Raw genomic sequence first — 23,326 nt, forward strand, 5'->3', positions numbered from 1 at the left:
CTAAATATCTTTAGCTTCTTCAACCTGCCACAGAACTTATTCTCAAGTTTTCTTAAACAAAAAGACAGCTTCCTCTTTCATACTACCATACTTGTATGGTAGTATGGTGAAGAAATGAGGTGAAATTTTAAATGGATTTACATATTCGTCCTCAGCCGACTTCCACAAGAGAAGCCGTGTACGATGCATTGAAGGACCAAATTTTGAATTTTGACCTCATTCCGGGAACAAGCATATCCGAGAAAGAAATTGCATTAGCTTTTAATGTCAGCCGTACACCTGTACGAGAGAGCTTTCTCAGGCTGGCCGGAGAAGGACTGCTTGACGTGTATCCTCAGCGCGGTACGATGGTGTCTCTCATTGATCTATCCCTCGTTGAGGAGGCCCGCTTCATGAGAGAGCAACTGGAATGCGCCGTTGTTCGTCTTGCGTGTCATCAATTCTCGGAAGTGGACATCCAGGAGCTTGAGCTGCTGCTTATCAGACAGCGTGCTTCCATGGAAGCACAGGATAACAAATCGATGTTTGAGCTCGATGAAGCCTTTCACCGCACCTTATTTACACGATGCAGCAAGAGTAATACTTGGGCCGCCATGCAGCAAATGAATGTTCACATGAATCGAATCCGCAAGCTGCGTCTTGCAGCCGATCAGGACTGGCAGCATATTTATGATCAGCATCAGCAGATGGTGGATTCTATTTCCAGACAGGATGAGGAGCGCGCGGTAGCCCTCATGAAGGATCATATGAACCTGGCTATTCACGATGAGCGTTTCTTAAGAGAAAAATTTCCAAATTATTTCAAACCTTGACCAATGAAAGGTGGCTGCTAACATGAAAATGGTGTTCCGCTGGTTTGGCGAAGGCAACGATACGGTCACTCTGAATCAGATTAGGCAAATTCCAGGCGTCGAAGGTATCGTATGGGCACTGCATGATGTTCCTGCTGGTGAAGAATGGCCGATGGACAAAATTCTCGAGATAAAGTCTCAAGCCGAACTGGCCGGACTTCATCTCGATGTTGTTGAAAGCGTGAACATTCATGAAGATATCAAGCTGGGTCTTCCCTCCAGGGATCAGTACATCGAGAATTATAAGAGAACAATAGAGAAGCTTGCCCAGGTCGGTGTTAAAGTGATCTGCTACAATTTCATGCCCATCTTTGACTGGCTGCGGACTGACTTATACAAGGAAGGACCTGACGGCTCGACTGCTCTCTTCTATGAGAAAGCACGAATTCACAACATTGATCCCTTTGATCTGGTTCATCAGATCAATCAGGATTCACAGCTGACAATGCCTGGCTGGGAGCCTGAGCGCCTGAAGCACCTGACCACTCTATTTGAGGCCTACACGAATGTAACGGAGGAAGACCTGTGGTCCAATCTGGAATATTTCCTGAATGAGATCATTCCATTTGCTGAGGCTCATGACATTAGAATGGCCATTCACCCGGACGATCCGCCATGGTCCATCTTCGGTCTACCGCGGATTATTACGAGTCAGGACAACATCCGACGTTTCCTCTCTATTTATAACAGTCCGAACAACAGCATTACGCTCTGCAGCGGCTCGCTCGGCTCAAATCCAGGGAATGATATTGTTTCCATGATCCACGAGTTCAAGGATCGAATTCCATTTGCCCATATCCGCAATGTCAAAGTATTTGATAACGGTGACTTCATGGAGACCTCCCATCGTACTCAGGATGGAACGGTCGATATTACGGGAATTGTCCAGGCATACCATGACACCGGATTTACCGGTTATGCACGTCCAGATCATGGACGGCATATATGGGATGAGAAATGCAGACCTGGTTACGGGCTGTATGATCGTGCGCTTGGCATTATGTATTTGTGGGGCCTATGGGACGCCTACGCCCGAATTAAAGAAGGAAATACGCTGGAAGAGCAGGTGAAGAGTATATGAGCAGCCTGAAATCACAGCCAAACCACGCAAGCCTTGCCGGAAAAGTGGCCGTTATCACTGGAGGCTCCGGTGTGCTGTGCCGTGTAATGGCTGAAGAGCTGGCAAGACAAGGAGCCGCAGTCGCCATTCTGAACCGAACGGCGGAGAAGGGAACCGAAGTCGCTGATAAGATTAATCAGAATGGCGGCACCTCCATTACGGTGGCCTGCGATGTAACGGACGAACAGAGCGTAATCTCTGCTGCCGACACGGTCGCACAAGAGCTTGGCCTCTGTGACATTCTAATTAATGGGGCTGGAGGCAACCGTCCGACGGCCATCACGACGAATGAGATTTTTCAGACTAAGGATCTCACAAGTGAGGATACCGTCTCCTTCTATGATCTGAAAGTCGAAGGATTTCGAGGCGTCTTTGATCTGAATATTGTAGGCACGCTGATTCCGACTCAAATATTCTCCAAACAAATGCTGGGCAGAGAAGGCACAACCATTATCAATATTTCTTCGATGAGCGCCTACTCCCCCATGACCAAGGTTCCTGCCTACAGTGCGGCAAAAGCAGCGATCAGCAATTTCACGGAATGGCTGGCCGTTCACCTCGCTGAAGCAGGCATCCGCGTCAATGCAATTGCACCAGGCTTCTATCTCACAGAACAAAATGAGAAGCTGCTGCTCAATGAAGATGGAAGCTTGACCGAACGTTCGAACAAGATTATCTCCCACACTCCGATGCGCAGGTTTGGCAAACCGGAAGATCTGCTTGGTACACTGCTGTGGCTGGCCGATGATAATGCATCCGGCTTTGTTACAGGTACTGTCATACCGGTCGATGGAGGCTTTAACGCCTATTCGGGTGTGTAGTTTCATAGAACTAATTAAATTACACACAGGTCTGCGTACATACGCAGGCCTTTCTTATGATCAATAGCTCAAACTGACATCTATCCCCTGTATTATCCCTCCATACGTATCTGTCCACGCTCACAAGCCTCCGGTAATTCTCTGCATATCATCGGCGCATAGGTATTCACCTAATCCTTCGATGTCACATAGGCTGGAAAAAACGGAGGAATATATAATGAATCAATGGGTTGCCATCTATGGATCTGATTTATAAGTCGAATTTCGGTGAAGACCGAGACTATTAGCTTGCCTAATTATACAAAATAACAAAAAGAACAGCTAAACTCTTCTCACTCATGTTAGCTGTTCTGGTAATACTCTTATCATTTTATTTTAGTTAGTATTAAACTTAAATCTAAAATTCCTAACTCTCACGAATCACAATTAGTAGCTCGGCCAACCGTCCGGCCAATTCAGATCACTGATCAAGAGTTTAGGAGCCCCGTTATCGTCCGCATCATAGGCATGTCTCACAATCACATTGGTGCTATAGATGTCCTGTCCGCCTGGTCCCTTCCACTTCACATTACCCGAATCGAGTACTGTACCCCCGCCGTTCAACATATTAACACCGTTCTTATCCACGTACGGCCCGGTGATGCTGGTTGAGCGGCCATATACAATTTTGTAAGTGCTGTTCACCCCTTGGCAGCAGGAATCAATCGAAGCGAATAAGTAATAATAGCCGTTACGGTAAACAATGCTTGGTCCTTCAATAGCTCCATTGTTCGAAGGTCTCGCAGCAATGGAATGGATGCTGCCCGTCGGCTTCATCGTGTTTTTATCCAGTTTCGTAAGCTTGATGCCGCTCCAGTATGAGCCGAACGCAAGCCATGGTTCGCCGTTCGCATCAATGACGAGATTCGGGTCAATCGCATTATAATTGTTAGACGTCGTAGTCCGAAGCACTAAACCATCATCTCTCCACTGCCCTGCCCCTACACTGGAAGCGGATGCAAGACCGATCGCGGACTGGTTGGAGCCGAATGTCGAGATAGAGTAGTAAAGCCATACTCTGCCGTTGTATTCATGAATATCCGGTGCCCATACGTCGTTATGGGTTTGATTCGGTACATAGGAGCTCCACCATGAAGGAGGACTTAGGAAGATCTGAGGAACCCGGTACCAATGGGTGCCATTGTCTGATTTCAACACCTGAATGCCTTGCCCTGTCGAGAATGTATACCAGCTGTTCCCTTCCTTAATGATACTCGGATCATGTACCCCAATATCGCCTGTCAAATTCCAAAAAGCTGCAAAGCCGGGTGAACTGAGTCCGAACACGGACACCGATGTAGCGAGTGCTGCCGTAAGCAGCCACTTCTTTAACTTTTTCACTGAATATCACCGCCATGAATGGATTAGAGTCACTCAATTTAATTTAAATAAATTTAAATCATTTTATACTCAATAAGATTATAAAAGCGTTTACATTTTGCTGCAACTAAAATTTTACATTTTGTTCATCTTTTTTGAAGTGCCGCTTACACTTCTCGTCCTTTCTCATTCTTTCATGTTGTTCGCTTGGCAAAAATAGCTTAGAATGCAATTATCATCAATATTACATTATTACCATGGTCTGCTATTTTATCTGGTAATTTGTATGCTGACTCACTACATAATCTACAAAACTCTCATTACTCGTGGAAAGGAATTCTACATATGATCTACATAAAAGATTTAATGTCCGGCATTCATATATTCAAGGCACTTAGTTCGGATGTCAGAATACAAATTATAGATATGCTGTCCAAGCACCAAAGCCTGAACCTGAATGATATTGCTACTAGGCTTAACCTGACAAACGGTGCAATTACGATGCACATCAAGAAGCTTGAGGAGAGCGGCCTGATCAACATTAATACTGCTGTTGGCAAGCACGGGATCCAGAAGATCTGTTATCTGAATGACGATAAGCTGATGGTCGATATACGGAGTCAGGATATACATAACAGATATGAAGCCGAAATCAAAGTAGGACATTACAGCAACTATAAGGCTGTACCTACCTGCGGCCTTGCTACGAAAGACAGCATCGTGGGCGATTTTGATGAACCGAGATATTTTGCTGATCCGATGCGAATTGACGCTGAGCTGATCTGGCTGTCGGAAGGCTTTCTCGAATACCGGATTCCCAATTACCTCAAATCAAATGAATCGTTCAAAGAAATTCAATTCTCGATGGAGCTGGGTTCGGAAGCTCCCGGATTTAATAACAACTATCCTTCCGATCTCTATTTCTATTTGAACGGAATTGAGCTGGGCTGCTGGACGAGTCCGGGGGATTTCGGAGATAAGAGAGGAGCATTTAACCCTGAATGGTGGCCTCCGCATCTGAACCAGTATGGTATGCTCAAGCTGATTCGAATTAACGAGGAAGGCAGCTATGTTGACGGATGCCGAATCTCGGATGTCACCTTGAAGGATATCGCGCTTAACTACAAGAGTGATATTCTGTTCCGTATCGCGGTAACCGATCATCCTGTGAACAAAGGCGGCCTTACCGTATACGGCAAGCATTTCGGCAATTACAGCCAGGACATTCTGGCGCGCGTATTGTATACTGTCGAAGGCGAATAAAGCTTTACAATCCTATAAAGCTTCATAACCCCATTGAGGTCTGCAGCACTCGCGATGCTAATTATATAATTCGCGAAGCTAGCAGGCTTTTATTACTTGTATCAGAGGGAATACCTATCGTCTGCATCATAGTGCATATGGAAATAATGGAAGTTATGATAGAATAAAAGTTCTGATTTGTCAGGAAAATTAATGATAAAGGATGCGTAAATCGATGGAACCTTCGATAACAACAGATAGGAACAGCATAACGATGGAGATTATCGAGGTATGTCTGCTTGCCGGAAAAATTATGCTCCAAAGCGGAGCTGAAACCTATCGTGTAGAAGACACGATGATGAGAATCGCTTCTGCATATGGAATGTCTAACTCGCACAGCTACGTTACACCAACGGGAATCATCTTCTCCACTGACGGTTTGCAGCCAGCCAAGCTGATCCGCATATCGGAACGGACGACCGACCTGCATAAGGTAGCTGCCGTCAACAACGTTTCCCGCACAATCGGTAGAGGCGAGGCAAGTCCTACAGAAGCTTATCATCAGCTGAAGGATATTGAGAACGAGTCGGTACTGTACCGAGTTATCGCGCGCACCTGTGCCGCTGCACTGGCCAGTGGCTGCTTCACCATCATGTTTCAAGGTGGATGGACAGACTTTCTGCCCGCCGTATTGTGCGGGGGTGTCGGATACGCAGCAGTGAGCCTTTTTCAAAGGCTGTCACAGGTTCGCTTTTTCGCGGAATTCACCGCCTCATTTATTATCGGTCTTCTAGCTCTTGTCATGGTCCTCATACGAGTCGGCAACGAGCTGGACAAGATTATTATCGGCTCCGTCATGCCGCTCGTACCTGGACTTGCCATCACGAATGCTGTCAGGGATTTGATGGCAGGGCATCTCGTGTCAGGTCTTTCCAAAGGGGCAGATGCTTTTCTGACGGCGTTCGCGATCGGTGCTGGAATTGCCGTCGTCTTCACTATTATGTAAACGAAAGCTGAGGTACGAACATTATGTTTATTCATATCGTGGAACAAGCTGTAACCAGCTTTATCGCTTCCCTTGCCTTTGGAATCATCTTTAACGCACCTCGAAAAATGCTGTTCCCCTGTGGAATAGTCGGTATGCTCGGATGGATCATCTACGATATTATGGAACCTGGATATGAGGCCGTCTCCGCTACCTTGATGGCAACACTGGTGATTGGTGTATTAAGTCAAGTCTTTGCCAGACTTTATAAGCACCCGGTCATTATCTTCAGCGTAGCGGGTATTATTCCACTCGTTCCAGGAGGAATGGCATACAATGCCATGCGTTATTTTGTACAGAACGAGTATACGGCTGCCGTGGAGCTAGCTGCCAAAGCGCTCATGATTGCAGGGAGCATCGCTGTCGGTTTGATCTTATCCGAGGTGCTCAACCAGGCTTTCCGCAGAAAGCCAGCTTAGTTACAGCTATAAAAAAAGAACTCGTGATCTGCTGAGGAGTATAACATCCGTACACCTCTAGACCTGAGTTCTTTTTATATTGGCATTTACCGTGTGCAGCAGATTAACATGTGCTAGCCCTAATCAAGCAGAATAGTTTAATCCAATTTCTTGCCCAGGATGGCTAGATCACGCCTTACACCGTCCAGAACAGCAATCTCTGGATAGTAGCCCCACTGTTCAAAGCCGTATTTCTTCAGTAAGCGAAGGCTTGGTTCATTATGTCCGAATACAAAGCCCAGCATGGTCGTAACGCCCAGCCGCGGACTTTCCTCAATTACTTTTTCAATGAGTCGGCTTCCCGCTCCGGTTCCTCTGAAGGCTTCGTCAACGTAGATGCTGACCTCTGCCGTACCGTCGTAAGCAGGTCTTCCATAGAAGGAGCTTAAGCTGACCCAGCCTGCTATCTGTTCATCATACTTCATCACCCATAGGGGACGCTTATCCGGTGTATGCTCCTCAAACCAAGGTATACGGCTCTCAACTGTGACCGGTTCGAGGTCAGCCGTAACCATTCTCCCTGCAACGGTTGAATTGTAGATCGCAACAATAGCAGGCAAATCCTCTAGTTGTGCATAGCTGAATGTAATGTTCGGTTCCTTCACTGCTGTTATCCCCCACTAAAATCATTTTTTAAAGATTAGAATAACAGAGAAGCCCAAGGATGATCAATAGAGATTCATTTTCAGAAAAGAATCCTCATCAAAATGCTTAAGCCCTGCTGGATAGCTCCAGATCGTAAGGCAGCCCGGTCTGCTCTGCACTCCAGTTCCATAGGAACTGGGATGTCGCCTCATCCATCGCATGCGGCTTCAGCTCCTGAATCTTCTCCTCATAAAAATACTCGCCTGTAACCCCTTTCACTTCTGGACGAATCGCTAGAAAGATGGCGGTTCTGGCCCCTTCCTCCGGCGAGAGGAAGAAAGGTGTCTTCCCTAAAAAGGCCATGATCTTCGTACCGAAGCCCGTATTGCGATTAACACCGATACTGGTACCTACCGCCCCGGGATGAAGTGCATTGACTGTGATGCCTGTGCCTTCCAGCCGATAGGCCAGTTCTCTAGTGAACAGCACATTGGCCAGCTTGGACTGACCGTAGCTCTTCACCACGTTAAACCCCTTGGTTAGATGCGGATCTTCCTGATGGATCTTGCCAAATTTATAGGCACCTGATGCCACGTTAACTACTCTTCCTTCTATCGCATGCAGTAGACTTGGAAGCAGCAGTCTTGTCAGTAAATAATGGCCTAGATGATTCACGCCAATTGCCATTTCGAACCCATCCGATGTTTCCTCTCTCTTCAGTGAGACCACACCTGCATTATTAATAAGCACATCCAGCTTCTCATGGACTGATTGGAATTGTTCAGCAAAGCGGCGGATGCTGTTCAAGGAACCCAGATCAAGTGGCATTAGCTCAATCTGCTTTGAGCCCGTTGCGGCTATAGCTTCATTCAGCGCTTTACGTCCTCGCTCTTCGCTTCGGCACGCCATGATAACATGATACCCTTGCAGTGCTAATTCAATTGTCGTCGCAAGGCCCATGCCGGAATTGGCTCCAGTTACGATGGCTGTTTTTGATTTCATTTGCTAATCATCCTTTCAGCAGGAAACATGCAGCTGTTGTTCATGTTATAGCTTATATAATGAGGTTGGTTGATTCGGACTTCCTATATCATACCTGAATCTATTTCATAAATCATTAAACGGAGAATTTGAAACTATATATAGACAAACAGTACCATTTTGATCTATATATCCTCTTGATTAAAAGCAACTCAGGGTATACGAAATTGATTCAACTTATAAATATCAAATAGGAAAAAGCTATCACTCAGTAGGTTCTAAAGCAATGATTCGATCATCCTCTTCCTCTGGATCTCCTCTTCCGTCCCTGTTGTTCGTCAGCAGATAAATCGTGCCATCAGGACCCTCACTTACACTTCGAATCCGGCCCCATTCGTTCTCGAACAGCACTTCTAGTAGAGGCTCTTCACTTGCCCTGCCTTCTTCATCCAGTTCAAATCTGAGCAGTGCCTCTCCCCGAAGTCCGCCTACAATGAGCGAGTTCTGCCAAGGGCCCTGAGTAATGAACGTCATTCCCGAAGGAGCCCATGTATCGGTTCCACTGTGAACGAGCGGCGAGGTCATCCCCTCCGCCCGCTCATCTCCCTCGATTAACGGCCACCCATAATTGGATCCCTTCTCTATAAGATTCAGCTCATCATAATTCGATTGTCCGTGCTCTGAGCTGTACAGCTGCCCTGTTTCAGGATGCCAGGCAAGCCCCTGCGCATTACGATGTCCAAGACTATATACTTCCGAATCCTTCATCGGATTATCGTCAGGAATCGAACCATCAAGGTGAATACGAAGGATTTTGCCCCCAAGGATCGTTTCATCCTGAGCCATGTCGGGCTCATAGCGTTCTCCGGTCGTGATGTACAGCATCCCGTCTGGGCCTATCTTTAAACGGCCACCGTTATGATTCACACCGCCTGGTATGTCATCCAGCAGCACCTTGTCTATCGCGGCCTCTTGATCCGTCAGCTTAAGTCTGAGCACCCGGTTGAGAATGTCTTGTCCCTCACGGTAAGAGTGATATACGTATACATATTGATTCGACTCATAATCAGGATCCACAGCGAGTCCTAACAGGCCGCCTTCTCCTTCATCTGCAAAAGGAGCGTCAAATGCCAGCACCGGTTCACTCAGCACTTGTCCGTTCTCAATCATACGCAGCGTGCCGGGCCTTTCCGTAAACAGCATTCGACCATCCGGCAAAAAATCAAGCTCCCAAGGCACATGAAGTCCGGCAGCCAAGGTCGTTATTTCATAAGGAAATGAACTGCCGTCTTCCTGCTCCTCCTCCGAAGCAGGCTGTTCCACCTGAGTATCCGGTGCAGTCGGTGCAGGATTGCTTGGACCCGGCTCTTGAGCTGTCTGATTAGAACAAGCGGCAATTACCAGCGACAAGAGACTGATCCCTGGCATCATCAAGTACTTCTTGTTCATTCTTCACTCTCCCTATTCTCCAATTTTTTCAAATATTACCCTGTTGGGCACTTCCCCAATCTTTACTGCAGATGACTGGCTTTAACCTGCCTCATGGGAATCACTTGTTTGTTTTTGGGTTTTTGCCTCATAAGCTTTATAATAAATAGCGATGACGAAATTTTAAGGGTATCTCATAATCTAAATATAAAAGCGGGGGACCATTATGACAAATCAACCTATTACTTTACTGGAGCAGGCTATTTCAGAACAAGGATACGACTGTGTGCTCATTACAGATCCTAAGCACGTCTATTATTTAACTGGATTTGCAAGCAATCCACACGAACGCTTTCTTGGGCTACTGCTGGTAAAAGGAGAAGAACCTACTCTGATCGTACCTAGCCTCGATGAAGACGCAGCAGCGGCAGCTTCCTCTGTGAAGAAGATTGCGACACATCAAGATACAGACAATCCGTATCTCATCTTGCAGAAGTTTCTTCCTCAACACTTGGATACGATGGGGGTTGAAAAAGAAAATCTGTCGCTCGCTCGTTACGAAGAGCTCGTTCAATATGCCAATGCCAAGAGCTATGCCGATGCAGGTCCACTGCTGCGCAAGCTGCGTGTTCGCAAGGCTCCGCACGAAGTGGACCGGATGAAGTTCGCTGCCCAAATGATTGAGGAAGTGCTGCGGAGAGGCTTGTCCCATGTGAAGGAAGGCGTAACGGAGATCGAGCTTGTAGCAGAGATGGAATATCAAATGAAGAAGCTCGGCGCTTCCGGTCCGTCTTTTGACACTATGGTGCTAACAGGACCGAATACCGCTCTACCTCATGGAGTTCCAGGCACCCGCAAGCTGCAATACGGCGATCTGCTCATGTTTGATATGGGGGTATATGCGAATGGATATGCTTCTGACATTACCCGTACATTCGCTTTTGGCGAGCTGTCACCTGAGCTTACGAACATATATAACACGGTCCTTGCAGCCAATCTGAAGGGGATTAAAGCCGTTAAGCCAGGGGCTACTCTTGCTTCAGTCGACTTGGCAGCAAGACAAGTGACCATTGATGCAGGTTACGGCGAACGCTTCCTCCATCGCCTCGGTCACGGTCTGGGTATCGATGTGCATGAGTATCCATCCGTGCATGGAGCGAATCAGGAGCTCTTGACTGAAGGACTGACCTTCACCATTGAACCTGGCATCTATGTACCGAATCTCGGGGGAGTACGCATAGAGGATGAAGTCCTCGTTACAGCAGATGGAGTCAAACTGCTAACCAGCTTCCCGAAAGAGCTGCAAATATTGGGCTAAGGTCTCACATAGAGACAAACTGCCATAGATCGCTTGATAGGACTTGTGATTGGTTGCGACTATAATGTAATCCAAAAAAAAGAGCGCGGTTCCCTCGATTTTTGCCAAGGGACCGCACTCTTCATTTATTTTAAGCTTCTGCTGGAGCATCCAATTCCGTATTCGGACGATTAAACGTATCTCGATCATTCTCTTTCAAGATCTTGCTGGTAATGAGACCGGACGTGATTGAACCATTAACGTTCAGCGCCGTACGCCCCATATCAATCAGCGGCTCCACAGAGATCAGGAGCCCAACCAGAGCAACAGGCAGGTTCATCGTGGAGAGTACGATCAGTGAAGCAAATGTCGCTCCGCCACCTACACCAGCTACACCGAAGGAGCTAATCATGACAACCAAGATGAGTGTAATGATAAAATCCCAGCTGAGCGGATCAATGCCTACGGTAGGAGCGATCATAACCGCAACCATAGCTGGATAGATCCCTGCACAGCCGTTCTGGCCGATCGTTGCGCCAAAGGAAGCGGACAGATTTGCAATTCCTGCGGATACACCCAGTTTCTTCGTTTGAGTCTCCACATTTAGCGGAATGGTTGCGGCACTCGAACGGGACGTAAACGCGAAGACCAGCGTGGTCATCACTTTTCTGAGATACGCTATCGGATTGAATCCAAATACGGTAACGAGAATAAGATGAACCACAAACATAAGCAGCAAGGCAACATAAGAAGCGATAACGAACTCGCCGAGCTTCAAGATCTCCTGTGCATTTGTCGTTGCGGTAACCTTCGTAATCAGAGCTAGAATACCATATGGCGTCAATCGCAGCACCAGAGTTACGATACGCATGACAACGGCATAAAGTGCATTAATCATTTTACGGAAAGTATCCGCCTGCTCTGGCTTCTTCCGATCAAGTCCAAGAACGGCAATACCTACAAAAGCAGAGAAAATAACGACTGCAATTGTCGAGGTGCTGCGTGCACCTGTCATATCCTCGAATGGATTGCTGGGAATAAACTCCAGAACCTGCTGAGGAATGGTCATATCCTCTACATCAACGAGCTGCTCTTCAAGTCTTTGGGTTCTCGCCGTTTCCGCTTCACCGCTCTCAACATTGATGCCTTCGAGGTCGAAAGCAAGCGTGACACCGATACCAATGCTTGCAGCAATGGCGGTAGTAATAAGCAATGTTCCGATAATCGAGAAGCTCATCTTCCCGATATTTTGATTACCCTTCAAATTCATGATGGCAGATATAATAGATACCACAATTAGTGGAATGACGATCATCTGCAAGAGGCTTACATAGCCGGAACCGACGATACTGAACCAGTCTATACTCGTCTCTATGGCACCAGAGTTTGCCCCGTAAATTAGCTGTAGTAGTATTCCGAATACAAGACCCAAGCCCAGACCTGTAAATACACGCTTTGTAAAAGATATATGCTTCTTCTGCATCCAATACAGAAGGCCAATTAACACAAGCATCACTGCTACGTTAATGATTACCTGTAAAGTTTCCATCCAATTGACTCCCTTCAACTTACAATGATTTGCTGTTCCCTTATGTATATATTCAATATGCTTTATTCAAAAGGGCCGGTAAGCACCTTACAGCATATGTTACTATAGCATAAAGCCGACTATTCGGGTAGACTTTTTTCAAATAAATTTTATAGTCACTTACTTATTTTCATTTCAAGCTTATTTCGATGTTTAATTTTTAGCTATGCTTAGGATGGTTTATACTGATTTTGGTTATACCTTCTCCTTCAAAATATTGCATAATTATATATAATCAGACGAAGGTTACGTTAATAATTCTCAATAATATCCATGCACAAGAACCCGAGGCTGTTCATGATGGACAGCTCCGGGTTTGTCTCCGTTATCTATATACTTTTGGATTTACTTTTCGATAAGTTATAACTGGATTCTTCATGGTTCATCTAGGAATTCAATATCTGATAAATTCTCTCCATATCAAGATGCTCTCTTACCACACCTGCTACACGATCAAATTCCTCGTATTTCCGCTCCTTCGCCGAGAAGGTCGAGAGAACGGGAGGAAGTCCCTTCCGGCTCCGAGTCTGATCCAGCCAGGACCTGCGCAGAGCATCATTCTCAAATAATCCGTGTAAATAGGTACCCCACACCATATTATCCGATCTAACCAGACCTTCTAGATGGGGCGAAGCATAAGGATTAGAGTTAGAGGAATCATCCCTTGCCGGAGGGTCTGTTTCAGTCAGCCTGAACAAGGCGTTATAGTCATAATCCACTTGATGTTGGTCCATTCGCTCGGAAACTCCCATATGAATTTCATAGGCCTCGATCGGAGCTTCATTGATAATCGAACATGTACTCTCCAGCGGTAACATCTGTCCATCCAGCAGTTTTCCAGAAACTCTTATCGTTCGCTTTTCCTTCAAAAATGTAGTCCTGATCGGCAGCAGTCCAAGCCCTGCTTCTTCCTGAACACCACTCTCCACCGCATAAGGATCGGAGAGTGAATACCCAAGCATTTGATAACCGCCGCAAATCCCGACGATTTGGGTGTGATGCTCTTCCAAAAGCCTGAATAAGGCCTGATCCAGTCCTCTCTGCTTCAGGAACTGAAGATCACTGATTGTATCCTTGGTGCCCGGCAGAATGACGATATCAGGTGTGCCTAGCTCATCAGCAGAATTCACGTAACGAAGGACCGTATCCGGCTCCCAGCGTAAAGGATCAAAATCCGTAAAGTTTGAGATGCGAGGGTAACGAATTACGACGATATCCAGTTGCTTCTCCTGCTGCTTCTTATATTGCAGCTCGTCGAGCACGACCGAATCCTCAGCTTCAATCCGCAGATCCTGAATATACGGAAGCACGCCAAGCACCGGAATACCGGTACGAGCTTCAAGCCAGTCCAGCCCCGGCTTCAGCAGAGCAAGGTCTCCCCGGAATTTGTTAATGATAAAGCCTTTGACCCGCTGGACTTCATGCGGTTCAAGCAGCTCAAGTGTACCTACGATGGACGCAAATACGCCTCCCCGATCAATATCGGAAATAAGGATAACCGGAGCATCTGCCCAGCCCGCAAGATTCATATTGACAATGTCACGATCCTTCAAATTGATCTCTGCCGGACTGCCCGCCCCTTCCATCAGGACGATATCATGTTCTGCACGCAATCGATCGAGCGCCTCCAGCACAATCGTCTTCGCTGTGGGAAGGAACTTCATGCGGTAATCCATCGCACTCATCTGCATCGCGGGCACTCCATGAACGACAATTTGAGAATGCATATCCTTGACTGGCTTAATAAGTATCGGATTCATGTCCGTCGTCGCCGGAATCTCACATGCCTCTGCCTGTACTCCCTGAGCTCTGCCAATCTCCTTACCGTCCAGTGTTACATAGGAGTTGAGCGCCATATTTTGCGATTTATACGGAGCAGGCTGATGACCATCCTGCAGGAATATACGGCATAGCGCTGTCGTTACAATGCTTTTTCCAACGTCTGAAGCCGTACCCTGCAGCATGAGAACAGCTCCATTTTTCGCCTTCTGCTCCTTACTTTGTTTTGTATCCGAGTTGATTCCTGCCATAACGATATGTCTCCTCCCCCTAAGCTGCAATATGTAGAACCATGGTCAGCATCAGCAGACCGAGCGTCTCCAGGCCTTCATTAAGCGCTCCGTAGGTGTCCCCTGATAATCCCCCGAGACGTGTGCTCATTCGGTCAGCGGCCAGTCTTCCTATCGCCCACATGACGATCGGAACGATGATAAAGGCAATCAGTACAGGAACCTGTGCAACAGCACTCGGCGAATGATTAATTATGCTGATCATACTTAATAAGACCATAGACATACCGATAGCCCATCCAAGCGATTGGTTAAAAAAACGGGTAGGGATTGTGCCAAACATCGCTGCAAGTCCTTCTCCGGCTCGTGCAGAAGGATATCTAAATATTGCATACACCATGAAGAACCTGCTCCATATTAGTGGGAGGATTGCCATCCCCATCATGATCGGCTGATGAATGAAGCTGACAAGCAAGGAGGCCTTAAGCATCAGTAGCAGCACACAGGCGATGACCCCCATGGCTCCAACCCGGCTGTCCTTCATAATCTCCAGCATACGCTCTCTCGAACGGTAGCTGAGAAGCGCATCCGCCGAATCCATCCACCCGTCTAAATGCAGTCCACCGGTAAGCCATACCCAGACGACCAGCGTAACGATGGAAGCAGGCAAGGACGGCAGCACCAATCCTGACACTATACCCGCCACCCATAGGATGAGCCCGATACAAATGCCAACCAATGGATAATAAACGGTGCTACGCTGCATCAGTTCAGGTGTAAAATCAAGATTCATCTTCACCGGAAATCGGGATAAAAATTGAAAAGCGGCTGCCGCCGCCTTTACTTCATCCTTCATACTCTGTACTCCTTGCTCTTCAATTCAATGGCAATTCCTGCGGTTACTAGAAATACCTCTTCACTAACTGCCGCCATTCTCTGATTCAGAATTCCGGCCATATCCCGGTACAAGCGTCCCAGCGGATATTCCGGTACAATGCCGTCCCCTACTTCATTGGTAACTAGAATGATAAGACCCGGATAAGTTCGAACACTGTTTACCAGCCTGTCCATCTCCTGCAGGATGACATCATGGCCCTCTTCTTCCTTCGACAGTATCATATTGGACAGCCATAAGGTCAGGCAGTCCAGTAATATTGTCGGTGCCGGATAGGTCGCTTGCCCAATGCTCTCCAGTGTATCCGCGACTTCGATCGGCTCTTCTATGGTGTGCCACAGGTAGGCTTCATCAGATCGCTGAAGGCGGTGCGCTGAAATGCGCTCCTTCATCTCTTCATCAAACGCCTGTGCCGTTGCCAGATAGATCGCTTCAGATGAACGACTCATACACAGCCTCTCCGCAAACGTGCTTTTTCCACTGCGCGCGCCGCCAGTAATAAGTATGGTCATGGTGTGCTCACCTCGGGATCCACATTGCTCCCGGAAATGCCTGCGCTTGTGAATGTCGCCATCTCCTTCATTAATCGGGTGGCAGCTTCAATGATATGCAGACATAGTACGCCGCCTGTCCCTTCTCCGAGACGCATGTCCAGATGGATCATAGGTGATAGGTTCAGCTCCTTCAGTAGTCCTGCATGTCCCCGCTCCTCCGACTTATGAGAGGCAATCATATAATGAATGGACAGAGGAGCAAGTCTTGCAGCAATCAGCGCAGCTGTTGTAGAAATGTAGCCGTCAATGACCACAGGACATTTCAATGCGCTGGCAGCGATAATAACACCGGTTAGTCCCGCAATATCAAGACCACCGACCTTCGCGAGTACACCCAGCGGATCGTTTGAATCGGGACGATTCAGCTCAATAGCCTTCTTTATTACTTGCTCTTTATGCTTCAGACGCGCATCGTCAATTCCCGTTCCCCAGCCTGTAGCAGCTTCCACATGAACTCCGGTCAGCACACTGGTTACTGCAGCGCTCGGTGTCGTATTTCCGATGCCCATTTCACCTGTGACAAAGAGTCGAACACCTCTGTCATACGCATCCTTTACGACCTCAATCCCTGCAAGAATGGCCGTCACCGCTTCCTCTCTGCTCATCGCAGGGCCATGCGCCATATTTGCTGTTCCTTCACGAACAGATCGCTGAACCAGCTCAGAATGCTCGATGTCTCCATTGATCCCGATGTCTACGCATATAACCTCTGCAGCGGCCTGACGGGCAAGAACGTTCACCGCCGCTCCACCGGCAAGAAAATTATGTACCATCTGCTGGGTTACGACTGCCGGAAATGCGCTGACTCCTTCTTCCACTACACCATGATCTGACGCCATAACAATGACCGCTTTACGGTCAAAGGACGAATGAGTCTCTCCCGTAATTCCCGCCAGCCGAACAACCAGCTCTTCTATTTTGCCAAGACTCCCCGGCGGCTTGGTCAGCTGTTCCAAATGCGCAGCTGCGGCCTGCCCAGCTGATGAGTCAAGCGGCCGAATTTGATGTATCCAATCCATCAATATTTGTTCTCTCTCCATCTCCACGCACTTCCTTTATGTTAAATCCTCTTTTTTAATAGATTATAACGAAAAAAGGGCATGCACGTGAACCTCTCCACCTAAATGCATACGCACTATAGATGAAGCTCCTCTGAATATAGACAACCCCTTCTTTTCAGAGGTGGATTTTTGGATTTCTCGAATAAAGTAACGAGCTGCTATATTGTCGCTCTTATACCGAGCCTAGTCTTTTTTCTTAAGCAGGAATTGTGGAAGCTCATGGTGTGGATGATGAATCATGACGGGATCGACCTGGAACAGACTTCTCAAATGCTCCTCTGTGACACATTCTTCGGGGTTCCCTTGCATGAAGCTCTCTCCTGCCTGCAGTCCATAGATGCGGTCGCAAAAAAGCGAAGCCAGATTAAGATCGTGCAGCACGGCGACAATGGTAATCCCCGTTCTTCTACGCCAATCAGCGAGGAGTTCCATGAACTGGAGCTGATAATGGATATCAAGATAGGTCGTCGGCTCATCCAGCAGCAAAATTTCCGGCTCCTGAGCCATTACCTTGGCGATTGCAACCCTCTGTCTCTGACCTCCGCTTAATTCAGTAAGCAGACGATCGGCAAAAGGAGACAGCTCAAGCTGTTCAAGCACGCGATCCACCACCTCTTCCCCATCAGCCTGATCCCGTCCCAGCCAGTCCTGATAAGGATACCTGCCCATGGCTACAACATCTCTTACAGAATAATCAATCTCGGGCAGCCCGTCCTGCTGCAATACAGCAATAAGGCGGGATAACGCTCGCCTGCTGTATTCTCTAACCGGCTTGCCTTTGATTAGAATAGAGCCGGAGCTCGGGAGTAGAACACCGGACAACAAATGAAGCATTGTGGATTTACCGCTGCCATTGGGTCCGACGATGCCCCACCATTCACCCGGATGTACCGTGAAGTCAATATTACGAAGTGCCATATGGTCTCCATATGCTTTGGCAGCTGACTTCAATTCAAGCACCGGCGTGGAGGAATGAGCTGGCGCGGGCAAGCCTTGTGGATTAGAGCAGATGATCTGCTGCTCAGCCTGAATTCGTGAATTCATTTCATTCCTCCCCTTCGCAGTTTCTTATTGCGGTGCAGCAGGTAAGCAAAAAACGGTGCTCCTACAAACGCAGTAATGACCCCTAGCGGGATCTCGACCGGTGCAAGAATGGTTCTCGCCCCCATATCGGCCCACGCCAGAAAGATGCCTCCCAGTATTGCCGATAGCGGAATAAGGAGACGATAGTCCGGTCCGACCAATAGCCGGAGCATATGCGGAATCACGAGTCCGACAAATCCGATGACTCCGGCTACCGACACAGCAGCGGCGGTCAGCAGGGTAGCAACGATAAGAACAGAGAGCTTGAGCCATTCTACCTTGACTCCTAAATGTGCGGCCTGCCTCTCACCGAGAGCAAGCAGATTAAGCGCCCTTCCCCGGCTCCACAGGAATAAAATTCCAATCACCAAGTATGGAAAAAGGATGGCCGTATAGGACCATCCTCGTAAGCTGAGGCTTCCCATCGTCCAGAATAGAATCTGATTCACTGTATCCTTGGACATGGCTGTTAAGAAGGACACAAACGCCCCAAGGAAGGACTGCATGATTACACCGGATAGAATCAGGCTGTGCGTCGGAATCTTACCGCCTTCACTTGCAAGAGCGAGCACCGCCCACAACGTGAACATCCCTGTTGCAAAAGCAACCAGAGGCAGCATCCATTCTCCAAGAACCGCATATTGCAGGCCAAAATAGATCATCACTGCTGCGCCAACCGATGCACCGGAGGACACACCGAGTATATACGGGTCTGCCAGCGGATTTCGCAGCACGCCCTGGAAGGCAGCTCCTGCCGTGGCAAGCGCTGCCCCCACCAGCATACCGAGCAGTACTCGGGGAAGCCGGACCTTCATAATAATCTGCTCCGAGGAAGAATTCCAGATTGGCTCAATTGGCTCCGAAACCCAAGGTAAATGATTGACAAGGATTCCCACAATATGGCGAACAGGCAGATCCACTGCTCCAATAGCCAGACACAAGAGCAAGGTCAGCACCAGCAGGAGAGTGCCGGCAATTCCAAATCCTGCTAGCTTCGATTTCATTGAAACAGATCCGGATAGATCGCTTCAGCTACAACTTTCAAGCCTTCGGTTACACGTGGACCCGGACGGCTGAGCAGATTGGCGTCAATAGAGAAGACTGCATCTTCTTTAATGGCCGAAATTTCATTCCAGCCATCGCGAGCCTTAATAATTTGATCCAGCGTTTGGTTGTTATCATCAACAACATCGCTTGCATACAGGATCACATTAGGATTAGCTTGAATAATCTTCTCTTCACTGATCTCATTCCAGCCCTCTGTATCACCTGCTACATTCACGCCGCCGGCAAGGGTTATGACTTCATCCATAAATTCGCCTTTGCCTACTGTCCAGCCTGGGGAGAATTCAACATACACCTGCTTCTTATCTTCATCCGACAGTGAAGCAACTTGATCCGATACTTCCTGGATATCAGCTTTCATTTTATTTACAACTTCTGCAGCTTCCGCTTGGCGGTCTGTAATTTGGCCATATACTTCAATATTCTTCATGACATCATCGATTGTTTTAGGGTCTGTTTTGAAGATGACAATGCCGAGATCTCGCAATTTTTGCACTGCTGCCTCATCCATGGAAATTCCCGTGAACACGATATCAGGCTCAGCCGCGATAATGGCTTCGGCATTTGGTTCATAGAGACTTCCCATCTTTGGCTTGGAGGCTGCTGCTTCCGGGTAATCGTCAAAATCAGATACCCCTACAATTTGCTCATCGAGTCCAATGGCGAAGAGGGACTCTGTTTCTGCTGGAGATACGGACACGATTTTTTCTGGTGCTTGTTCAAACGTAAACGATTCTCCGGTTGCATCCGTTAAGGTCAGCGGATATTCGGTCTCGCTGTCACTATTCGTCTCCGACCCTTGATCGGCTGCTTGTCCTGCTTCCTGCTGGGTAGCTTGTCCCGTTCCTTCAGACGTTTCCGTCTCGGTGCCGCATGCAGCGAGCATCAATGCCATCATTAATGTGAGCAGCAAGGATAATACGCTTTTGTTCATTTTATTCATGACTCTCTCCCTTTCAGATCTGGTTAATTAGTAATAATTACAAAGCCTAAGTCCTTAAACTATCCACCTGAGACTTCCAATCCCATAGCAAAAAAACCTTGGTCCATAAGCCAGGATCAAGGTTACGTCTCGCATCTGCCCCTTAAAAATGGGCATAGAACATCGCAAAACGTATCCTTTCCTCGAAGGATCGCACGCTTCCTTCCGTCAAGGCAGGTCTCCTGACTACCCAGGTTTGGTATGGCTGGACAGCTTCCCTTCCCATTTCTCGCATAAGAAACAGTGGATATTTCGCTGTCTGCCCCTGGTATACAGTGGCGGGACCGTGCCGGATTTGCACCGGCTTCCCTTTTAACCTGAACAGCTGTATTAACGTCATTTGCTGCCAGGACCTTGTCGGCTCTTATTCGTTTTTGCAGTATAAATTCTAAATCATGCATCCTTGTTCAAGTGCCTAGTGGCCTTAACTTCTGTTGTTGATTATAGGGGAATGGCTGTATTTCTACAACCCAAGTTTTCCCTTGAAGAAGGGCTTCCCCCCTAGATTACTTATACAAAATCTCTCCGCTCAGCTGTCCTGCTTGAAGACGAAGTCGAAGCACCTGCAATTCTCCTGGACCAGACACTACAGAGTTGAAATTGCTATTCTGTACATACGTTGACATCAGCTGCCTGATGACACCGCCATGCGTAACCATAAGTACCTTCGGATATGAAATATCTTTACTTGCACAAGTATGCTCTGAGCGATGATCCATCCCATGCTTGTTCTCCAGAATTGGCAGCAACCTGTTGTCCACAAATTGAGATACTCGCTCTCGGAAGGCGGTAAAAGCCTCTGCACCCGGCGGCGTGATCCGCTCCGGATGATCGATCCAGCTGCGGTAAGCGGGGTTGCTCTTGAGCATGTCATAGGTCGAGCCTTCCCATTCACCAAAGTGATACTCTCGGATCCGGTGGTCCCTTATAGCCTGATCCACAAGATGCGGCGCAATGATCTGAAGGGTATGCTCCGCACGAATCAGATCACTAACGAACACATACTGGAATGTCAGCTTCTCTTGCTCAATGTGAAGTCGGAGCGGCTTCAATTCAGATGCGGCATTACTGAGGAGAGGCACATCGGTATGCCCCAGATATCGCTTCTCCATATTCCATTGGGTCCTCCCGTGTCTGACGAGATAAAGATCAAGGCCTGAGTTCATGTCCACCACATCCATTCGATACCGAAGATGGAGAGAACAGATAGAGCAGCACAGAGAATCAAGACAAACAAACCGGAAGCGATAAGCATCATTGTGATGCTCGTCTTGATGTGTGCAGCCTCAAGCGTATGATAAGGCTTACCCATATAAGCACGGAAGGATTCCACGCCGTGATATACGTTGTATCCCCCGAGCCGGATTCCAATTGCGCCTGCGACTGCCGATTCGGGGTATCCGCCGTTTGGACTCGGGTGCCTGCTTGCATCCTCCTTCACCGTACGAATGCTATTCTCGACATGCAGTCCTAGAATGCGAGCCGAAGCAAACAGCAACAGTGCGGAAATTCGAGCAGGAAGATAGTTGGCTGCATCATCAAGCCGGGCTGAGGCTTTGCCAAGGTAGAAATATTTCTCGTTCTTGTAGCCTACCATCGAATCAAGCGTATTGATTGCACGGTACGCCATCGCTAGAGGAGCTCCGCCGATCAGAGCATAAAATAAGGGAGATATAATGGCATCGACGATATTTTCCGCAATCGTCTCCACCGTTCCCCTGACCATCTCCGGCTCATCCAAATGTGCCGTGTCCCGGCCTACAATCATACCAAGCGACTTCCTTGCCTCGGGAAGATTTCTGACTCTTAAATGCTTGTATACCTCGATTCCCGCCTCCTTCAGTCCCTTGGCTGCAATCGTGGTTGCAATCAGGACGATTTCGGCAGTAATGGCAAGATAAGGATGAACTAACGCAAGCAGCTTCAGTACAGCCCAGGTGATAAGAAAAGAACCGCCTGCGATGATAATCGGGAACAGCAATCCTGCGAACAATAAGCCCTTATCTGAAGCTACTCTGGAACGAATCGACTTCTCCAGTGCCGAGATCGCTCTGCCCATACCAATGACCGGATGAGGAATCCATCTTGGATCACCGATGATCCGGTCAAGAATATATGCAGAGAGAAGAATAATCGCCAGTGTCATTTTGCCTTCTCCTTTCCAGCCAGTAGACTTTCAGTTACCGTCGCGTATACGAGGCGTCCGATACAGGAGCCAAGCTCTGTAGCTGTGCCCGCATAAGCATGGATTTTGTCCGGTATGCTTCCATCCGGTCTCAATCCGCTGACACCAAGTACAACGGCGTCTGTTGTTGTTCCTGTAGCGATCATTCCACTCTCAGCATCCTTGACTCCGAGGTCCTGCAAGGCACAAGCCTTTGCTTCCACTGCCGTTTGCAGAGCATTGACCATGGCATAAGAAGTCAGCTCACCAGCAATAAACAGCATCGTATTTATCGTGCCCGGAGTATAAGCCGCGGGAAAAACAGTTCTTGGAGACGACGCTCTGGCTGCATTGCCGGCACCCGCTGTCGTGCAGCAGAAGACAACGGCATGGTCAGTAATCTCCTCTAAGACAGATGCATGTGTAAGCTTCACCGCTGTCAAAAGACCAGCCGTGCTTGCTGCTGGGAGCTGCCACTTGTTTAAACGCACTTCGATCTCTCCTGCAGGATCATCTGACGCAAAATGCTTATCTACATATATATTGACCGCACGATCAATCCGGCTCATGCCTCCGCCATAAACACTGCTCGACAGCGATTGTACAGTTTGTGGCGATTCCACTAGCAGATACGCATTGTGGTGCTTCGTAAGCTTGAGGCCAGGCCAGAATGTAGAGGAATAAATTGCTGGAATAGCCTGGTTAGAAGCTAAGCTATGTAAAAAAGGTGTTGTCATT

22 protein-coding genes and 1 riboswitch are annotated in these 23,326 nt (G+C 47.9%); of the genes, 7 read left to right on the top strand and 15 right to left on the bottom strand.

The features are described 5' to 3' along the window. The first annotated feature begins 131 nt into the window (after positions 1-131). From ACFQ3J_RS13130 to ACFQ3J_RS13140, 3 genes are read left to right on the top strand one after another with little or no spacing between them, the layout of a single operon-like run. Positions 132-812: a GntR family transcriptional regulator gene (locus ACFQ3J_RS13130; RefSeq protein ID WP_251582055.1), complete on the top strand. Its 681-nt coding sequence runs from the start codon at positions 132-134 to the stop codon at positions 810-812. Positions 813-834: 22 nt separating this feature from the next. Next, positions 835-1,932: a mannonate dehydratase gene (gene uxuA / locus ACFQ3J_RS13135; RefSeq protein ID WP_251582057.1), complete on the top strand. Its 1,098-nt coding sequence runs from the start codon at positions 835-837 to the stop codon at positions 1,930-1,932. A 5-nt stretch (positions 1,933-1,937) separates the two neighbouring features. Then, the gene (locus ACFQ3J_RS13140; RefSeq protein WP_251582735.1) at positions 1,938-2,792 is read left to right on the top strand and encodes an SDR family oxidoreductase; all 855 of its coding nucleotides are present in this window, start codon (positions 1,938-1,940) and stop codon (positions 2,790-2,792) included. Between the two features lie 426 nt (positions 2,793-3,218). On the opposite strand, the gene ACFQ3J_RS13145 is transcribed toward ACFQ3J_RS13140, so the two are convergent. Next, complete coding sequence (locus tag ACFQ3J_RS13145; protein WP_379292964.1) at positions 3,219-4,172, bottom strand: glycoside hydrolase family 43 protein; 954 nt, start codon at positions 4,170-4,172, stop codon at positions 3,219-3,221. 324 nt (positions 4,173-4,496) lie between these two features. Here ACFQ3J_RS13145 and ACFQ3J_RS13150 point away from each other — a divergent pair, with 324 nt between their 5' ends. The 3 genes from ACFQ3J_RS13150 to ACFQ3J_RS13160 all read left to right on the top strand — a co-directional run bounded on the left by ACFQ3J_RS13150 (position 4,497) and on the right by ACFQ3J_RS13160 (position 6,857). Next, the gene (locus ACFQ3J_RS13150; protein WP_091153980.1) at positions 4,497-5,414 is read left to right on the top strand and encodes an ArsR/SmtB family transcription factor; all 918 of its coding nucleotides are present in this window, start codon (positions 4,497-4,499) and stop codon (positions 5,412-5,414) included. A gap of 214 nt (positions 5,415-5,628) precedes the next feature. Further along, positions 5,629-6,399 (top strand): threonine/serine exporter family protein, encoded by a 771-nt coding sequence (locus ACFQ3J_RS13155; RefSeq protein ID WP_251582059.1) that lies wholly within the window; start codon positions 5,629-5,631, stop codon positions 6,397-6,399. A 35-nt stretch (positions 6,400-6,434) separates the two neighbouring features. Beyond that, the gene (locus ACFQ3J_RS13160; RefSeq protein ID WP_251582738.1) at positions 6,435-6,857 is read left to right on the top strand and encodes a threonine/serine exporter family protein; all 423 of its coding nucleotides are present in this window, start codon (positions 6,435-6,437) and stop codon (positions 6,855-6,857) included. A gap of 137 nt (positions 6,858-6,994) precedes the next feature. On the opposite strand, the gene ACFQ3J_RS13165 is transcribed toward ACFQ3J_RS13160, so the two are convergent. The 3 genes from ACFQ3J_RS13165 to ACFQ3J_RS13175 form a co-directional block, all read right to left on the bottom strand. Continuing rightward, the gene (locus tag ACFQ3J_RS13165) at positions 6,995-7,501 is read right to left on the bottom strand and encodes a GNAT family N-acetyltransferase (protein ID WP_091153976.1); all 507 of its coding nucleotides are present in this window, start codon (positions 7,499-7,501) and stop codon (positions 6,995-6,997) included. Between the two features lie 106 nt (positions 7,502-7,607). Beyond that, complete coding sequence (locus ACFQ3J_RS13170) at positions 7,608-8,483, bottom strand: SDR family oxidoreductase (protein WP_251582061.1); 876 nt, start codon at positions 8,481-8,483, stop codon at positions 7,608-7,610. Positions 8,484-8,726: 243 nt separating this feature from the next. Further along, the gene (locus tag ACFQ3J_RS13175) at positions 8,727-9,911 is read right to left on the bottom strand and encodes a PQQ-dependent sugar dehydrogenase (RefSeq protein WP_251582063.1); all 1,185 of its coding nucleotides are present in this window, start codon (positions 9,909-9,911) and stop codon (positions 8,727-8,729) included. Between the two features lie 205 nt (positions 9,912-10,116). On the opposite strand from ACFQ3J_RS13175, the gene ACFQ3J_RS13180 reads away from it, so the two are divergent. Beyond that, positions 10,117-11,208 (top strand): M24 family metallopeptidase, encoded by a 1,092-nt coding sequence (locus ACFQ3J_RS13180; RefSeq protein ID WP_251582064.1) that lies wholly within the window; start codon positions 10,117-10,119, stop codon positions 11,206-11,208. Positions 11,209-11,338: 130 nt separating this feature from the next. Here the strand turns inward: ACFQ3J_RS13180 and ACFQ3J_RS13185 are convergent, their stop codons facing one another. The 11 genes from ACFQ3J_RS13185 to ACFQ3J_RS13235 all read right to left on the bottom strand — a co-directional run bounded on the left by ACFQ3J_RS13185 (position 11,339) and on the right by ACFQ3J_RS13235 (position 23,325). Continuing rightward, positions 11,339-12,736 carry an L-cystine transporter gene (locus ACFQ3J_RS13185; protein ID WP_251582066.1) on the bottom strand — a complete coding sequence of 466 codons (1,398 nt, stop codon included), beginning with the start codon at positions 12,734-12,736 and terminating at the stop codon, positions 11,339-11,341. A 425-nt stretch (positions 12,737-13,161) separates the two neighbouring features. Continuing rightward, positions 13,162-14,805, bottom strand: coding sequence for a cobyric acid synthase (locus ACFQ3J_RS13190; protein WP_244533112.1), 1,644 nt, complete (start codon positions 14,803-14,805; stop codon positions 13,162-13,164). Positions 14,806-14,824: 19 nt separating this feature from the next. Next, positions 14,825-15,640 carry an adenosylcobinamide-GDP ribazoletransferase gene (gene cobS / locus ACFQ3J_RS13195; RefSeq protein ID WP_251582067.1) on the bottom strand — a complete coding sequence of 272 codons (816 nt, stop codon included), beginning with the start codon at positions 15,638-15,640 and terminating at the stop codon, positions 14,825-14,827. After that, the gene (gene cobU / locus ACFQ3J_RS13200) at positions 15,637-16,191 is read right to left on the bottom strand and encodes a bifunctional adenosylcobinamide kinase/adenosylcobinamide-phosphate guanylyltransferase (RefSeq protein ID WP_251582068.1); all 555 of its coding nucleotides are present in this window, start codon (positions 16,189-16,191) and stop codon (positions 15,637-15,639) included. Before cobU ends, cobS begins: the two co-directional genes overlap by 4 nt. Then, positions 16,188-17,273: a nicotinate-nucleotide--dimethylbenzimidazole phosphoribosyltransferase gene (gene cobT / locus ACFQ3J_RS13205; protein ID WP_251582069.1), complete on the bottom strand. Its 1,086-nt coding sequence runs from the start codon at positions 17,271-17,273 to the stop codon at positions 16,188-16,190. Before cobT ends, cobU begins: the two co-directional genes overlap by 4 nt. Before the next feature lie 204 nt (positions 17,274-17,477). Beyond that, positions 17,478-18,212 carry an ABC transporter ATP-binding protein gene (locus ACFQ3J_RS13210; protein ID WP_244533243.1) on the bottom strand — a complete coding sequence of 245 codons (735 nt, stop codon included), beginning with the start codon at positions 18,210-18,212 and terminating at the stop codon, positions 17,478-17,480. A 122-nt stretch (positions 18,213-18,334) separates the two neighbouring features. Further along, complete coding sequence (locus tag ACFQ3J_RS13215; protein WP_251582070.1) at positions 18,335-19,381, bottom strand: FecCD family ABC transporter permease; 1,047 nt, start codon at positions 19,379-19,381, stop codon at positions 18,335-18,337. Beyond that, complete coding sequence (locus ACFQ3J_RS13220) at positions 19,378-20,385, bottom strand: ABC transporter substrate-binding protein (RefSeq protein ID WP_251582071.1); 1,008 nt, start codon at positions 20,383-20,385, stop codon at positions 19,378-19,380. Before ACFQ3J_RS13220 ends, ACFQ3J_RS13215 begins: the two co-directional genes overlap by 4 nt. A gap of 194 nt (positions 20,386-20,579) precedes the next feature. Further along, positions 20,580-20,796, bottom strand: a riboswitch (cobalamin riboswitch). A 134-nt stretch (positions 20,797-20,930) separates the two neighbouring features. Next, positions 20,931-21,605: a histidine phosphatase family protein gene (locus ACFQ3J_RS13225; RefSeq protein WP_311286267.1), complete on the bottom strand. Its 675-nt coding sequence runs from the start codon at positions 21,603-21,605 to the stop codon at positions 20,931-20,933. After that, positions 21,587-22,570 (bottom strand): adenosylcobinamide-phosphate synthase CbiB, encoded by a 984-nt coding sequence (gene cbiB, locus ACFQ3J_RS13230; protein ID WP_251582074.1) that lies wholly within the window; start codon positions 22,568-22,570, stop codon positions 21,587-21,589. The genes ACFQ3J_RS13225 and cbiB overlap by 19 nt, the downstream gene beginning before the upstream one ends. Further along, positions 22,567-23,325, bottom strand: a complete 759-nt coding sequence (locus ACFQ3J_RS13235; RefSeq protein ID WP_251582076.1) for an adenosylcobinamide amidohydrolase — start codon at positions 23,323-23,325, stop codon at positions 22,567-22,569. The genes cbiB and ACFQ3J_RS13235 overlap by 4 nt, the downstream gene beginning before the upstream one ends. Position 23,326: the final 1 nt, after the last annotated feature.

This window comes from Paenibacillus provencensis (genome assembly GCF_042678545.1).
GTDB classification, from domain to species: domain Bacteria; phylum Bacillota; class Bacilli; order Paenibacillales; family Paenibacillaceae; genus Paenibacillus; species Paenibacillus provencensis.

Excerpts from the sequence above, each read along its gene's own strand:
- ACFQ3J_RS13180 (WP_251582064.1), top strand. The coding sequence starts at position 10,117 with ATGACAAATCAACCTATTACTTTACTGGAGCAGGCTATTTCAGAACAA.
- ACFQ3J_RS13235 (WP_251582076.1), bottom strand. The coding sequence starts at position 23,325 with ATGACAACACCTTTTTTACATAGCTTAGCTTCTAACCAGGCTATTCCA.
- ACFQ3J_RS13155 (WP_251582059.1), top strand. The coding sequence starts at position 5,629 with ATGGAACCTTCGATAACAACAGATAGGAACAGCATAACGATGGAGATT.
- ACFQ3J_RS13215 (WP_251582070.1), bottom strand. The coding sequence starts at position 19,381 with ATGAAATCGAAGCTAGCAGGATTTGGAATTGCCGGCACTCTCCTGCTG.
- ACFQ3J_RS13225 (WP_311286267.1), bottom strand. The coding sequence starts at position 21,605 with ATGGATGTGGTGGACATGAACTCAGGCCTTGATCTTTATCTCGTCAGA.
- ACFQ3J_RS13175 (WP_251582063.1), bottom strand. The coding sequence starts at position 9,911 with ATGAACAAGAAGTACTTGATGATGCCAGGGATCAGTCTCTTGTCGCTG.
- ACFQ3J_RS13185 (WP_251582066.1), bottom strand. The coding sequence starts at position 12,736 with ATGGAAACTTTACAGGTAATCATTAACGTAGCAGTGATGCTTGTGTTA.
- cobU (WP_251582068.1), bottom strand. The coding sequence starts at position 16,191 with ATGACCATACTTATTACTGGCGGCGCGCGCAGTGGAAAAAGCACGTTT.
- ACFQ3J_RS13150 (WP_091153980.1), top strand. The coding sequence starts at position 4,497 with ATGATCTACATAAAAGATTTAATGTCCGGCATTCATATATTCAAGGCA.
- cbiB (WP_251582074.1), bottom strand. The coding sequence starts at position 22,570 with ATGACACTGGCGATTATTCTTCTCTCTGCATATATTCTTGACCGGATC.
- cobS (WP_251582067.1), bottom strand. The coding sequence starts at position 15,640 with ATGAAGGATGAAGTAAAGGCGGCGGCAGCCGCTTTTCAATTTTTATCC.
- ACFQ3J_RS13220 (WP_251582071.1), bottom strand. The coding sequence starts at position 20,385 with ATGAATAAAATGAACAAAAGCGTATTATCCTTGCTGCTCACATTAATG.
- cobT (WP_251582069.1), bottom strand. The coding sequence starts at position 17,273 with ATGGAGAGAGAACAAATATTGATGGATTGGATACATCAAATTCGGCCG.
- ACFQ3J_RS13210 (WP_244533243.1), bottom strand. The coding sequence starts at position 18,212 with ATGGCACTTCGTAATATTGACTTCACGGTACATCCGGGTGAATGGTGG.
- ACFQ3J_RS13190 (WP_244533112.1), bottom strand. The coding sequence starts at position 14,805 with ATGGCAGGAATCAACTCGGATACAAAACAAAGTAAGGAGCAGAAGGCG.
- uxuA (WP_251582057.1), top strand. The coding sequence starts at position 835 with ATGAAAATGGTGTTCCGCTGGTTTGGCGAAGGCAACGATACGGTCACT.
- ACFQ3J_RS13170 (WP_251582061.1), bottom strand. The coding sequence starts at position 8,483 with ATGAAATCAAAAACAGCCATCGTAACTGGAGCCAATTCCGGCATGGGC.
- ACFQ3J_RS13130 (WP_251582055.1), top strand. The coding sequence starts at position 132 with ATGGATTTACATATTCGTCCTCAGCCGACTTCCACAAGAGAAGCCGTG.